This window comes from Algoriphagus aurantiacus, assembly GCF_035156405.1.
GTDB classification, from domain to species: Bacteria; Bacteroidota; Bacteroidia; order Cytophagales; family Cyclobacteriaceae; genus Algoriphagus; species Algoriphagus aurantiacus.
In genome coordinates this window covers 90,889-104,432 of record NZ_JAXRUT010000013.1, presented here as the reverse complement: position 1 = coordinate 104,432, position 13,544 = coordinate 90,889, and the positions used below count along the sequence as shown (strand labels likewise).

The window sequence follows — 13,544 nt, the reverse complement described above, 5'->3', positions numbered from 1 at the left end:
GTATGGTTTAGTCATCGCTTAATTTGGGTAGACTAAAAAGATTAGTCTTGGCTAAAAATGAAGACAAGTAGTAGTGAAACAGAAATAAGACCTGATGAGCTTAGGGATTAGTTGATAGTGGGATTTGCGAGCAGGTAGTTTATCTCAAATGGGTATCGAACTGTATTGGCAGCGACAGCGTTGGGCAGGTATTAACATATAACTCAGATTTTTTTAATCTTAGTAATCTCAAGTCAAGCTAACACCATTGAATTTCCCAGAATGAAATATATTGATATCAAAAAAATCTTACTTCTCGACGACGATAGAATTCAAGGAATATTATATGAAAAGAGGCTTTTGAAAATTAATTCGGGAATCGAATTTGTTTATTTTGACACACCGAGTAAAGCATTGGATTATCTTAAATCGGAAACTGTAGATTTACTTTTAGTAGATTTGAATTTGCCTGAAATGAGTGGATGGGATTTTGTACATGAGGTAGAAAAAGTGAGTCCAAATTCGAAGATAATTCTGCAGTCTGGGTCCGTCTATAATGAAGAAATTCAGCGGGCAAATTCGGATAAAAGAATCAGCAGGATTTATGAAAAGCCATTAAGTGATTCTGACTTGAGATTAATACTCGGACTTTAAAGAATATTAGAACTATCCTTTTGAATTATTTAAGTAATTTCGAGCCATCAACAAGAATGTATGACTGATAAAGCAGAAGACAGAAAGCCCCTGCTTTCAAAGAAAATAGATAAGTTTTTTATCGGATTGGCGGATGCTTGGAACTTTGTGAAGCGATTCTTCAAAGAGGTATTTGTTCCACCTTATGAATTTAGGGAAGTTATTCATCAGTGCTACCGTATAGGTGTAGAGTCATTGCCATTAATTGCATTGACTGGCTTTATTGTAGGGATTGTATTTACCAATCAATCCAGACCTTCTCTGGCCAACTTCGGAGCTACTTCTTGGCTTCCTTCCCTTATTTCCATTGCAGTAGTTCGTGCCATGGGCCCTTTGGTTACGGCTTTGATTGCAGCAGGTAAGGTTGGGTCTAGTATAGGGGCTGAGATAGGTTCTATGAAAGTAACTGAGCAGATCGACGCTATGGAAGTTTCTGCTACCAATCCTTTCAAATTCCTGGTAGTTAGCAGGGTGTTAGCGACTACATTTATGTTGCCTGTGCTGGTGATGTTCACCGATTTTGTAGCATTAATGGGATCATTTCTCAGTGTGAATGCTAATGAGAATGTAAGTTTAGTCACCTTCTTTGTAGAAGTTTTTGGAGCGATCAGTTTCCTGGATATTAATTCCTCAGTACTTAAGGCATTGTTGTTTGGCTTCACTATTGGTATTGTAGGCTGTTATAAAGGTTACAATTCGTCCAAAGGAACAGAAGGAGTAGGCCGTGCGGCAAATGCTGCCGTGGTTATGGCTATGTTCTTGATATTTATTGAAGAATTGCTGGTTCTTCAAATCGTAAACTTAATCCGAACATTTTAATCATGGAAGAGAAGGTTGTAGTAATTCGCGGTTTGGAGAAGTCTTTTGGAGACTTGGATGTTTTAAAAGGGGTAGATCTTGATTTGCACAAAGGTGAGAATCTGGTTGTTCTAGGAAAATCAGGTTCTGGAAAGTCTGTACTGATTAAGATCATGGTTGGCCTCTTGAAGCAAGATTCGGGATCAATGAATGTGTTGGGCAAAGAAGTTTCCACACTTAAAACTAGAGAATTGAATGCATTACGCTTGAGAATTGGGTTTTCTTTCCAAAACTCAGCACTTTACGATAGTATGACTGTTCGGGAGAATATGGAATTTCCCTTGGTGAGAAACATTAAGAATCTGACAAGGAAGGAGATCACCATGAAAATAGAAGGTTTGCTGGATAGTGTGGGACTACCCCAGTCTATCGACCAGATGCCTTCTGAGCTTTCCGGAGGTCAAAAGAAAAGAATTGGTGTGGCGCGTACGTTGATTTTGGAGCCTGAAATAATGCTTTATGATGAGCCTACGGCGGGATTGGATCCGATTACATGCGGAGAGATCAACACGCTGATCAAGCAAGTACGGGAAGAGTACAATACCTCATCCATCGTCATTACGCACGATTTGACCTGTGCCAAAGAGACAGGTGATCGTATGGCAGTGTTGCTGGATGGACAGTTCGACGCTGTCGGGACTTTTGAAGAGGTTTTTCCTCACGCAGAAGATAAACGCATAAAATCATTTTACGATTATAATTTCATCAACTCATGAGAGGGGAAAATAAAAGAACAGTCATAGTAGGCATATTCGTCTTCCTAGGCATCGCAATTCTGGTGGCAGGTGTCTTGACACTTGGTGGCCAACAGAAAAAATTTGTAAAGTCAATTCAGCTAAAGGCCGTATTCGATGATATCGGAGGACTTCAGACTGGGAATAACGTCTGGTTTTCTGGCGTTAAAATCGGGACCGTCCGTAAAATCAATTTCTACGGAGATGCTCAGGTAGAAATAGAAATGAACGTGGAGCAAGAAGTAGTAGAGTTCATTCGTAAGGACTCGAAGGCTACTATTAGCTCCGATGGTTTGATTGGCAACAAGATCATCGTGATCTATGGCGGAACTACCTTGGCACCTCCTGTAGAAGATGGAGATAGACTGGAGTCTGTGATGCCATTGGATACGGATCAGATGATGGAAACCTTACAGGTGAATAATGAAAACCTGGTGGAAATCACAGGAAACCTAAAAAACCTTACAAGCAAACTTGCTCAAGGCGAAGGGATGGTAGGAGCTGCACTAACTGATTCACTCCTTGCAGAAAGCTTCCGTGCCATTGTGAATAACCTTAATCAGGCTTCAATCAATAGTAATCGTATGATTGATGAATTGAACAGCTTTACTTCCAAATTGAATCAAAAAGGCAATCTCTTCAATGATCTTGTCACTGATACCACTATGGCTGCTGATCTGAAACAATCCATGGAAAGCCTAAAAGAAGCTGCGGCTAATTCTGAGGAAATGACTCAAAAGCTAAGTACAATCACAGACAAGTTCAACGATACTGACAATTCTATGGGAATGCTTTTAAATGATCCTGAGTTTGCTCAAAGCCTTAAGAGTACGCTTGAAAATGCAGATTCAGCCACGTATAATTTGAATCGCGGTATGGAAGCCCTAGAATATACTTGGCCGTTCAACAAAGGTTTCAAGCGTAAGCAAAAGGCTGAAGAAAAAGAAAACAACTAATAGCTATTAATCTTCATCATTGAGCCCGCGGGAAATCTTCTCGCGGGCTTCTTCTTTTTCATCCCCGTTGGCTTTGATTGTGTCCGTATCGTTTGTCGGTGTCAATACGGCTTTGATAGATATGGGGAAATGGTCTGAATCTATCCCCCTTTGGACTTTGAGGCTAGCTAAGCCGAAGTGCTTACTCAAAAAGATATGATCCAGCGGCCATCGGAAAAGAGGGACTTTCGCATGGAAGGTATTGAAAAGCCCTCTGCCACGTCGGGGATCTGCCATTTCCGAGTTTTTTAAAAACAATTCTGTAGTGTAACTCCAGGCTACATCGTTTAGATCTCCTATGACTAAAGAAGGCTTGTTGTTTTCTTTTGATTTTTTTCCAACAAGCAAAATTTCTGCATCTCTTTCGGTGCTTTTGTCATTTTCTCCAGGCACTGGAGGTGTGGGGTGAATCGCATAAATGGTAATTACTTCCCCATTTCGCAACTTCACATCTATTTCTAAGGAGGGGACTTCATCATCAACCAGATAATTTACTTTCTGCCGGATTATTTCCATTCGGGTGTATAGCAGCAGCCCGTAGGTGTTGTCCATTGGGATTTTTATTTGTGTTGGATAGCCCTTTTCTATTTCAGCAAGTCCATTTTCCCACGCTTTATCCGTCTCAACAAAGAATACCAAGTCCGGATCGATAGATTTGACCAGAGACACGACTTTGCCATAGTTTGTGTTATACTGATATACATTTCCAACCAGGATATGAATCCCCGTTTCCTCAGCATAAGGAACCGTTTCGATCATTTTCTTACCCAGAGGAGTGAACGGCCATACTTTGGTAATCAGGTAAATAGAAGTTATTGTCAATGCAGAAATCCAGAGATAGGGCTCTAGATTTGACTCTATGTCCAATGTTAATGTCCAACAAATAATCAGTGCCAGGGTGATCACTAGTTTTTGAAGTCTAGGGTAATCGAAAATCCGAACCCACCAATAGTCCAGCTTGACTAATGGGAAAAATGCAGCAAATAAGAAGAATGCACTAAATATTCTAAGCAGAATGTAGCCCATGTAATAATTTGATTTTCTTAAGTTAAATTAAAGTTGATAAATCTGCCCGAATAATGGCAAGACTTTGGGACTCTATTTGAGAAGATGGAATCCTAAGTAGGGATTTTGAGTTACATCTATGAATCCTTTTTTTAACCATAGCCTCTATAAATCATGAGCCAAGACCCATACCAAATTAAAACTACGCTAAAAACTTCAGACGGAGATCATACTTACTGGAGTTTGGAGAAACTTGAAGCAAATGGTCAGAAAGTAAAACATCTACCATTTTCTATTCGGATTTTATTGGAGAATGCCCTTAGGAATTTCGATGACTTTGCAATCACAAAAGAGCATCTGGAAACTATATTGAATTGGTCACCGCAACCCTCTGATAAAGATATTCCTTTTAAACCAGCCCGAGTCTTGATGCAGGATTTTACAGGCGTCCCAGCAGTAGTGGATATTGCTTCCTTAAGATCTGAAGCTAAGAGAAAAGGTAAAAACCCCAGCGCTATCAATCCTTTGATTCCCGTGGATTTGGTGATTGATCATTCGGTGCAAGTGGATTACTTTGGTACGAATTACAGTTACCAGCGAAATGTAGAGGTGGAGTACGAGCGAAACTCTGAGCGCTATAAATTTTTGAAATGGGCACAGAAGACTTTTGATAATTTTTCGGTGGTTCCTCCAGGAATGGGGATTTGCCACCAAGTCAACCTGGAATATTTAGCTCAAGGCGTAATCAAACGGGACGGATCGGTGTTTCCTGATACGCTAGTAGGGACAGATTCTCATACCCCTATGGTGAATGGGATCGGAGTAGTAGGTTGGGGAGTTGGAGGAATAGAAGCGGAGGCTGCTATTCTTGGTCAGCCGATTTATTTCATCATGCCCGAAGTCGTTGGCCTAAAGCTGACAGGTAAACTTCCAGCAGGAACGACCGCTACCGATATGGTGCTTACGATTACCGAATTATTGAGAAGAAATAGCGTAGTAGGGAAGTTTGTGGAGGTCTTTGGTCCAGGTCTAGATCACCTATCTGTTCCGGATAGAGCTACGATTTCCAATATGTCTCCAGAATTTGGCTGTACAGTAACTTATTTCCCAATAGATGATCGCACGCTCGATTACATGGGTAAAACCAATAGATCTGAAGAGCAGATCAGATTGGTGGAAGAATATTGCAAGGCCAATATGCTTTGGAGAAAAGATGAAGATTTGATCAAGTATAGCTCGGTAGTAGAATTGGATTTGGGAACTGTAGAAGCTACCGTCTCTGGACCTAAGCGTCCTCAGGATAAGATCTTGGTGAGAAATTTCAAGCCGAAATTTGGAGAATTGCTTGAGTCCGTTCATGGACGCCAATATATACCAATTGATAAGAGAGAGGAAGTTGCTCGCTTCTTGGAAGAAGGAGGAGGACAGACGGAGGATCAGTCTGATGCACAAGCACCTGCTGAGACCGAAATCAAAACCAAAATCAAAGATGGTTTGAAGACAGTTTCAGTGACACTCCACAACGATAAATTTGAGCTATACGATGGATCTATAGTTATTGCAGCAATCACATCCTGTACCAACACTTCCAATCCTTCTGTGATGCTAGGTGCCGGTTTGGTGGCCAAGAAAGCACGGGAAAGAGGTTTGGATGTGAAACCATGGGTAAAGACTTCTTTGGCACCGGGATCGAAAGTAGTAACTGATTACTTGGAGAAATCAAATCTGTTGGAAGACCTTGAAGCTTTGAAATTCCACACGGTAGGCTATGGTTGTACTTCATGTATTGGGAATTCAGGGCCTCTTCCAAGGCATATTGCACAGGCAGTAGAAGATAATGACTTGGTCGTAGCCTCAGTACTTTCAGGAAATAGAAACTTTGAAGCAAGAGTGCATCCACAGGTGAAAATGAACTACCTCATGTCTCCGATGCTCGTGGTCGTATATGCACTGGTGGGACGTGTAGATGTGGATTTGTATAATGAGCCTGTGGGTTACGATCCGAATCTGGAGCCCGTTTACATGAAGGACATTTGGCCAACTAATGAAGAAATAGCTGAGGTGGCGCGAAAAGTCCTTACTCCGGATGATTACAAGAAGAGCTACGGAGAGATCTTTGAAGGGAATGATATCTGGAGAGAGTTGCAGTCCGGTGAAGGAGAGATCTATCCTTGGGACGATAGCAGTACGTACATCAAGGAAGCACCATTTTTCAAAGGAATATCTGTAGATGTGCCAGAACCAAAAAACATTACCAATGCAAGAGTTCTCTTGAAATTGGGGGATTCTATTACCACAGATCATATTTCTCCGGCCGGATCTTTCCGTCCGGATTCCCCTGCGGGTAAATACTTAAATGGCAGAGGTGTAGAAAGACCTAACTTCAACTCCTATGGCTCCAGAAGAGGAAATGATGAGGTAATGGTACGGGGAACCTTCGCCAACGTTCGGATCAAAAATCAACTCAGCACCCAAGAGGGAGGGTTTACGACTTACATTCCAGGCAATGAGGAAATGAGCGTATTTGAAGCTTCTGAGAAATATCAAGCTGCAAATGTGCCGTTAGTAGTTTTGGCAGGCAAAGAATACGGATCGGGATCTTCCCGTGACTGGGCGGCAAAAGGCACCAATTTATTGGGTATCAAAGCAGTGATTGCAGAAAGTTACGAGCGTATTCACCGAAGCAACTTGGTGGGGATGGGCGTACTTCCACTGCAATTTTTACCTGGAGAAACAGCCGAGAGTTTGGGCTTAACTGGAAAAGAGGAATTCAGCATTGTAGGAATTGAGATGGGATTGAGACCATCGCAGAAATTCGAAGTAATCGTAACCTCAGATTCTCAAGAGAAGAAAATCGAAGTACTTTCAAGACTTGATTCTGAGGTAGAGATCGCTTATTATAAGCATGGAGGGATATTGAATTATGTGCTAAGGGATTTCTTGAAGGATTAAAGTGTTGGATGTCCGATGTGGGGTGACCGATGCAGGGTGCCGCTAGAGTTGAGCTGTGGTTACGTCATTGCGAGGTACGAAGCAATCTCATTGTCTATCGGCTTTTAATTTGGCCTTTAACTAGGGCTTGCTGAAAAAGTCTCAGGTATGCCAGGTTCAAGGCGGCCGAGTGAAGATGTATGCTTATACCTCGAATGAGGCCAACGTAGAAGATGGTATGGCTGAGGCTAGCTTGAAAATCACGATTTTGAGATTTTCTGATGCATGGATAAAGACCTATTGTCATCAATAAGCTTGCACTTGCTGAAAAACCGTTCGTATGAAAAATGGGTTAATCATTCAAAATGATAGCTTTTGAGCTATTACTGGCGTTTTTCAGCATGCCCTAACTAAACAAAACCCGTCAGAAATGGCGGGTTTTTTAATCAAAAAACTGTCCTGCTCCTGGATAATCTAAATACGGTAGGCATTACAAATACCCCTTCTTTGGGATCACCATAGACGTCATAGAGTGGATAAAATTGCGGGTCAAAAAGTTTTGATAATCTTATTGCTTCATCATGAAGAATTGATGATGTTTGCTCTGGATCAAGAATTTCACGACTCTTTACATTTCCATTTACATCTATTTGGTGAAGTAATTTTACAACTCCCTGCTCTCCTCTCATCCTTGCTTGGGAGGGATATTTTAGATTTTGTAAATAATAATCATTGCGATCTGCTACAGTGAATTTGGGGGTTAATGTAAGTGGATCGTATTCTGTTATTAATGGTTCTTTCATGTCTTTTCCTAAAAGTTTGTAGGTCTTTTCTCCATCAAATTCCAAGGAAGACGCTTGTTCACCATTCTTAAAGTAATAGCTGAAAAATTTGCCATTATCCAAATTGAAGTACTTGATACTCTTCCTGTTTTTAGTAGTGTCAAATCGCTCTTCTACAAGTTCATTATAGCCTACTTCTTTATTGAAGCTGACTTTTGAACTTTGGAGCATTCGGTTTTGAAGGTCATAGATCTTCTCGATTGTGCTACTATCCTTTCCAATAGTAGAGATTCTATTATAGACATGCAATGAATCCTGTCCTTCAGTCAATGTTCGGTAATATTTGTCAAGCTTTGTTATTTCCCTTCCCTGCGCAAGAAGACTTAAGCTTAAAACGGTGTTGAAAATGATAAAAAGAATAATTGATTTTAATTTCACTTGAAACTATTTAAGATGATTGAAATTCTGAACTATTATTTGACTTAGAAGATGTTATTCCAGCTAGCTTAATTTAAACCTAATGGGAATTTTAAATGTACCTGCTACTGGCTCGCCAAAAATACCATAAGCTGGATTAAATTTGGGGTCGAATTTTTTAATTACTCGAATTGCTTCTTTGGCAAAGGAAGGATGAATCAAGTCCTTATTGACACATTGATAATCTATTACTTCTCCATTTTTATTTACCTCAATCGCCACTATTGCTGTTCCTGTTTCCCTTTCAGCACGCGCCTGATTTGGATACTCCAGTATTTGAGAAAGAAATTTGAAAAATTCATCTTGTTCAAAAGAAGGGGAAGGATCCATTGGATTGGTCGAACCTGTAGCAATTGGTGTTTCTGAATCTCCCATATAGAATTTAAAGTATTCTCCATTACTATCTCCTTTAGTAAACTGTAACCGAGAAACTACGGTTTCTTTATCCAAGAACACCCTTACGAAGCTCCCATTGTCCACATTTTTAAGTTCACTGGAAATTAGGTTCTGGAGTGTATCATACCGGGAGATAATAGCCTCATTGTAACCCAATTCCTCGTTGTATTTCTCTTTGGTCTGCCTAATTAACCGATTTTTGAGATCGTATATTTTGGAAATGGATGAGCTGTCTTTACCGGTAGTTAGAATTTGATTGTATTTATGTGTTCCAAAGTTCTCATTGAGAACTGGCTTCATACCTCCGTCTAATTTTATGATTACTCTTTCTTGAGCTAGGGATTGATGGTTAACAAATCCACTTGAAAGAATCAGAACTATTAAAAATTTAAATACAATCGTGCTATTCATTATAGTGGACTAATAGTTGAGTTTAATTATACAAAAACTTTATAGCAGGTACAAACTCCCTTGCCCAAAACCATTCTTTATGCTCCCCATCCGGGACGACCTCTGCATGAATGTTATCTTTTGGCAGATATCTGCTGAGTGTAGCGCTAGCTTTTCGCTGATCATTAGCCATAGGGATGTCTCCGCCCTCACTTTCCCCGATGACTAGATAGATTCTTTGATTATCTTGAATTCTGCTTAAATAGCTTTCTTCCATGGATTCAGGATTAAACCAAAAGGAAGCTGAGAATACTCCTCCCAATTGAAATATGTTTGGATACTCGATCATTGCCTGTATTGAAATCAATCCACCGAGGCTGCTTCCTATAATTCCTCGCTTTTCGGATATAATCTTGTAGTTGACTTCGAGTTCAGGGATAAGTTCTTCACACATAAATCTCAGGAAGTCTTCGCCCTTGCCTGATGGATTTCCTTTGCTTTCGAACCAACTGTATTCTTTACTTCTGCCTCTCCCACTTCCAGCATTGGCTACAGCGACGATGATAAGGTCTAATTCTTCACGGCTCAATTCCTGAAGCTTGGAAGAAATCTGCCAAGTGCCAGCATAAGCCAGAGAATCGTATAGTAGATTTTGCCCATCCATCATATAGAGAATGGGATATTCTTTGTCTGGATTAAAGTTTGCAGGTAGACAAATCCATACGTCCCGATCATTTTTGAGGATATCACTTTTGAACCTTTGATGAAGAATCTGCTGGCCGGGCAACGGATAGGCAACAATCAAAAGGATGAAAAAGCTGAATAATATTTTCATAGATTGAATTGAAATTAACATTTGACTTTTGGAAAACTTTTATTGAACTACCCCAAGCTTTCCAGTAGATATTCGTATTGCCATTTAGCTATTCTTTGCTTTAGTATAAAACCCTTTTATCCCTCAAGATAAACCTTATTTTTGTGGCTCATTCCTATTAAAACAAACCAATGAACGCAATTAATCCTACGACCACCCCAGCCTGGGCAAGATTACAGAAACTTGCTGAAGATCATAAAGATATGACCATCCTTTCTCAATTCGATGAGCGGGAGCGCTTTGATAGACTGAGTATTACCATGGAAGATATCTTGGTTGATTTTTCTAAAAACAGGTTGAACCCAGATATTCTAGACGCACTTTTTGATCTGGCGAGGGAGTGTAAACTCCATGTGGCTATTGAAGATATGTTTACAGGAAAGCCTATCAATGTAACGGAAGGGAGAGCTGTATTGCATACGGCACTGAGGAATCCTGCTGATAAGGCAGCTTTTCTTGATGGGCACAATATCACAGAGGATATCATGGCTGTTTTAAAAAAGATGAAATCTTTTGCAGATAAAATCCAAAAAAAGCAGTGGCTTGGTTATACTGGGAAACCTATTAAATCGCTGGTCAATATTGGTATAGGTGGATCTGACCTTGGCCCAGTGATGGTGACCGAAGCATTGAAGCCTTATCAGAATCCTGACATTGAATGTTTCTTTGTGTCTAATGTGGATGGAACTCACATCGCCGAAACGCTGAAGAAGGTAGATCCGGAGACGACCCTTTTCTTTATCGCATCAAAGACTTTTACAACCCAGGAAACCATGACCAATGCGCATACTGCGCGGGACTGGTTTTTGGAACATGCGAAAATAGACACTGCTGTTGCCAAGCATTTTGTAGCCTTATCTACCAATGCAAAATCCGTATCGGAATTTGGAATTGACACTAATAACATGTTTGAGTTCTGGGACTGGGTGGGAGGTAGATATTCGCTGTGGTCCGCGATCGGTCTGCCGATAGCTTGTACGATAGGATTCGATAATTTCGAGAAACTGCTTGCCGGTGCCCATGCGATGGATAATCATTTCCGTCATTCTCAGTTTGACCGAAATATCCCGGTTGTCTTAGCGATGATTGGTATCTGGAACACCAATTTCCTTGGTGCGAGTTCGGAAGCTATTTTACCTTACGATCAGTACATGCATCGTTTTGCAGCATACTTCCAGCAGGGAAACATGGAAAGCAATGGCAAATACGTAAGTCGCTCAGGAGAAAAAGTGAATTATACCACAGGCCCAATTATCTGGGGAGAACCAGGAACCAACGGGCAGCATGCTTTCTATCAATTGATCCATCAAGGGACGCATTTGATTCCTTGTGATTTTATCGCTCCGGCGGTGTCTCATAATCCTATCGGCGATCATCACCAGAAATTGCTGTCCAACTTCTTCGCGCAGACAGAAGCCTTGATGAAAGGAAAATCTCTGAAGGATGTGAAAGCAGAAATGAAGGCAGCTGGTAAGTCAGATGAGCAAATTGAAAAAATAGCTCCGCACCGGGTTTTTGAAGGTAATCGACCTACGAATTCTATTTTGGTAAAAGAAATTAATCCTTATACTCTTGGAGCATTGATCGCGATGTACGAGCACAAAATCTTCGTGCAGGGCGTGATCTGGGATATTTTCAGCTTTGATCAGTGGGGAGTGGAGTTAGGTAAAGTCCTTGCCAATGGTATTCTTCCTGAACTTCACGGGGATGAAGAAATCACTGCTCACGATGGATCTACGAATGGCTTGATCAATGCCTATAAGAAAATGAGGTAAGTAAAAACTTCGAAGTTCCGGTCTGTGGAGACACAGACCGGGGCTGTTAAATTTAAGTAAAGCTTGCTAAAACTAAAATCCCGATTCTGAAAGGAATCGGGATTTTAGTTACTAGCGACTTCGGTATGCGCTCCTTTTATAGAATTACATGGTGTATCGGAAGTTTGTCATTATATGCTCAGTTTTCTCAACCTTAATTTGTCCATTTATTGGTACCATATTTTTCCAAACCCAATTGTAATGGTCAATAACCTGTTTTGCTTTTAGAGATGGTCTTTCCCCAGTTGTATGTCCATCTTCCACAACTGTAATTTGATATTCCTTCGTCAATGCTGATTGAATTGTTGATTCTACGCAAAAATCAGTTGCGCAGCCCGTAATAAATAACTCGTTTACATTCAGCTGAATCAATTTTGAATGCAGTTTAGATTTGTAAAAAACATCGTTCACATATTTATCAATTCTAACATCAGTGGGTTCAACTATAAGATCATCTAAATTTTCCCAATCCTCTGAATTTTTTTCAAAATTTCCACTGCCCGTTCCGTCGTGCTGAATATAAATTACAGGATTTTCCATTTTTCGGAACAATTCTGCAAGTTCATTTATTCGTCGTACAACCCCTTCTGTATCAAATCTAGGGGAATTTGAAGTGAATGATCCTTTCTGCATGTCAATAACTAATAGTGCTTTTCTGTTTTTCATGACTTCTTTTTAATATTCGCTAGAGACTTAGCTAAAAATGACCTATCCCAGTTTTCTGATTCTTGGTTTCGAAATATTACAATACTAACTAATTGAAATGTCGTAAGAGGGATTTATGATCGTATCAAAGATATCATTTCAATAAATAAAGTTGCTGTCAATCTGATCAAGACCTCTTTCATTTTTTTCAGAAGCATCAAGTTCAAAGACAGGGGTAAGTATCCTCCCAGACCACTTGTTCTCACAATCATATTTCTGATCTGTGGAGACGTATCTACGGTCAGGCCCACCTGTGGTCGGCAGGCAGGCAGGCAGGCAGGCAGGCACAGTCCAGGGCAGTTGTAATAAAAGCAAAATCCCGATTCTGAAAGGAGTCGGGATTTTTTGTTAACGATTTGGCAGTGAGTCGTTTCCTAAGTTAGCAGTTTACTTTGCTAGTTAACCCCAGCAAGAATATTGGTGGGAATTTACAAAAGTATGCGCACACGATACCTAGGTGAATATAGTCCAAAAGCATGGTCGTTCCAGCAGGTAAAATATGAAGTATGCAGGACAGGCCTAATTCGTATCGGCTTTGGCAGCTCCGATAGGGATATTTACTTTTAAAAACAGAGAGTTGTTCTTAGTTCCTGATTTCTCTTTATAAACATCTACAAAACCATAATAATACTTGGCTCCAATTGTTTTCCTTTACCCGCTTGGAGCTGATAGCCAAGGCCAGCAGCTACTCCAGCATCTAAGGTAGCTATCGGGATGGCCGATAAAAATCAAATTATAAACAGATGAAATCGAGCATGTCGAAGACGACACACAGAGGGATGATTATCTTCCAAGCGAGATTCCATCCCGATTTTCGGGACAGGTAATGACCATTAGAAAACAATTATAAACACATGAAATCGAGCATGACTCAAGTGCCACACACTGGGATAATTATAATGCATGCGAGA

12 protein-coding genes are annotated in these 13,544 nt (G+C 40.5%); 6 read left to right on the top strand and 6 right to left on the bottom strand.

Annotated elements, in window-relative coordinates; genetic code table 11:
- The first annotated feature begins 261 nt into the window (after nt 1-261).
- The 4 genes from SYJ56_RS14015 to SYJ56_RS14000 are packed head-to-tail and all read left to right on the top strand — an operon-like array spanning nt 262 to nt 3,220.
- Nucleotides 262-633: a response regulator gene (locus SYJ56_RS14015; protein WP_323835092.1), complete on the top strand. Its 372-nt coding sequence runs from the start codon at nt 262-264 to the stop codon at nt 631-633.
- Between the two features lie 60 nt (nt 634-693).
- On the top strand, nt 694-1,491 hold the full coding sequence (locus SYJ56_RS14010) for an MlaE family ABC transporter permease (protein WP_323835091.1): 798 nt from the start codon (nt 694-696) through the stop codon (nt 1,489-1,491).
- A 2-nt stretch (nt 1,492-1,493) separates the two neighbouring features.
- Nucleotides 1,494-2,246: an ABC transporter ATP-binding protein gene (locus tag SYJ56_RS14005; RefSeq protein WP_323835090.1), complete on the top strand. Its 753-nt coding sequence runs from the start codon at nt 1,494-1,496 to the stop codon at nt 2,244-2,246.
- A complete protein-coding gene (locus SYJ56_RS14000; RefSeq protein WP_323835089.1) occupies nt 2,243-3,220 on the top strand; it encodes an MlaD family protein in 978 nt (325 codons plus the stop codon). Before SYJ56_RS14005 ends, SYJ56_RS14000 begins: the two co-directional genes overlap by 4 nt.
- A 6-nt stretch (nt 3,221-3,226) precedes the next feature.
- Here SYJ56_RS14000 and SYJ56_RS13995 read toward each other — a convergent pair whose 3' ends face one another.
- Nucleotides 3,227-4,285, bottom strand: a complete 1,059-nt coding sequence (locus SYJ56_RS13995; protein WP_323835087.1) for an endonuclease/exonuclease/phosphatase family protein — start codon at nt 4,283-4,285, stop codon at nt 3,227-3,229.
- A gap of 153 nt (nt 4,286-4,438) precedes the next feature.
- On the opposite strand from SYJ56_RS13995, the gene acnA reads away from it, so the two are divergent.
- Nucleotides 4,439-7,216 (top strand): aconitate hydratase AcnA, encoded by a 2,778-nt coding sequence (gene acnA, locus SYJ56_RS13990; RefSeq protein WP_323835085.1) that lies wholly within the window; start codon nt 4,439-4,441, stop codon nt 7,214-7,216.
- A 425-nt stretch (nt 7,217-7,641) separates the two neighbouring features.
- Here the strand turns inward: acnA and SYJ56_RS13985 are convergent, their stop codons facing one another.
- The 3 genes from SYJ56_RS13985 to SYJ56_RS13975 all read right to left on the bottom strand — a co-directional run bounded on the left by SYJ56_RS13985 (nt 7,642) and on the right by SYJ56_RS13975 (nt 10,075).
- Nucleotides 7,642-8,415 carry a TonB family protein gene (locus tag SYJ56_RS13985; protein ID WP_323835083.1) on the bottom strand — a complete coding sequence of 258 codons (774 nt, stop codon included), beginning with the start codon at nt 8,413-8,415 and terminating at the stop codon, nt 7,642-7,644.
- Between the two features lie 63 nt (nt 8,416-8,478).
- Nucleotides 8,479-9,150 carry an energy transducer TonB gene (locus SYJ56_RS13980; protein ID WP_323835081.1) on the bottom strand — a complete coding sequence of 224 codons (672 nt, stop codon included), beginning with the start codon at nt 9,148-9,150 and terminating at the stop codon, nt 8,479-8,481.
- Nucleotides 9,151-9,283: 133 nt separating this feature from the next.
- Complete coding sequence (locus SYJ56_RS13975; protein WP_323835079.1) at nt 9,284-10,075, bottom strand: alpha/beta hydrolase; 792 nt, start codon at nt 10,073-10,075, stop codon at nt 9,284-9,286.
- A 170-nt stretch (nt 10,076-10,245) separates the two neighbouring features.
- Between SYJ56_RS13975 and pgi the strand changes: the two genes are divergently transcribed.
- On the top strand, nt 10,246-11,889 hold the full coding sequence (gene pgi, locus SYJ56_RS13970; RefSeq protein ID WP_323835078.1) for a glucose-6-phosphate isomerase: 1,644 nt from the start codon (nt 10,246-10,248) through the stop codon (nt 11,887-11,889).
- 144 nt (nt 11,890-12,033) lie between these two features.
- Here pgi and SYJ56_RS13965 read toward each other — a convergent pair whose 3' ends face one another.
- Together SYJ56_RS13965 and SYJ56_RS13960 are read right to left on the bottom strand one after the other, a co-directional pair.
- A complete protein-coding gene (locus tag SYJ56_RS13965) occupies nt 12,034-12,594 on the bottom strand; it encodes an isochorismatase family protein (RefSeq protein ID WP_323835076.1) in 561 nt (186 codons plus the stop codon).
- A gap of 138 nt (nt 12,595-12,732) precedes the next feature.
- Nucleotides 12,733-12,948, bottom strand: coding sequence for a hypothetical protein (locus SYJ56_RS13960; protein ID WP_323835074.1), 216 nt, complete (start codon nt 12,946-12,948; stop codon nt 12,733-12,735).
- Nucleotides 12,949-13,544: the final 596 nt, after the last annotated feature.

What these genes read in the sequence shown, in the direction of transcription:
- SYJ56_RS14015 (WP_323835092.1), top strand. Translation starts at nt 262, where the DNA reads ATGAAATATATTGATATCAAAAAAATCTTACTTCTCGACGACGATAGA.
- SYJ56_RS14010 (WP_323835091.1), top strand. Translation starts at nt 694, where the DNA reads ATGACTGATAAAGCAGAAGACAGAAAGCCCCTGCTTTCAAAGAAAATA.
- SYJ56_RS14005 (WP_323835090.1), top strand. Translation starts at nt 1,494, where the DNA reads ATGGAAGAGAAGGTTGTAGTAATTCGCGGTTTGGAGAAGTCTTTTGGA.
- SYJ56_RS14000 (WP_323835089.1), top strand. Translation starts at nt 2,243, where the DNA reads ATGAGAGGGGAAAATAAAAGAACAGTCATAGTAGGCATATTCGTCTTC.
- SYJ56_RS13995 (WP_323835087.1), bottom strand. Translation starts at nt 4,285, where the DNA reads ATGGGCTACATTCTGCTTAGAATATTTAGTGCATTCTTCTTATTTGCT.
- acnA (WP_323835085.1), top strand. Translation starts at nt 4,439, where the DNA reads ATGAGCCAAGACCCATACCAAATTAAAACTACGCTAAAAACTTCAGAC.
- SYJ56_RS13980 (WP_323835081.1), bottom strand. Translation starts at nt 9,150, where the DNA reads ATGAAGCCAGTTCTCAATGAGAACTTTGGAACACATAAATACAATCAA.
- SYJ56_RS13975 (WP_323835079.1), bottom strand. Translation starts at nt 10,075, where the DNA reads ATGAAAATATTATTCAGCTTTTTCATCCTTTTGATTGTTGCCTATCCG.
- pgi (WP_323835078.1), top strand. Translation starts at nt 10,246, where the DNA reads ATGAACGCAATTAATCCTACGACCACCCCAGCCTGGGCAAGATTACAG.
- SYJ56_RS13965 (WP_323835076.1), bottom strand. Translation starts at nt 12,594, where the DNA reads ATGAAAAACAGAAAAGCACTATTAGTTATTGACATGCAGAAAGGATCA.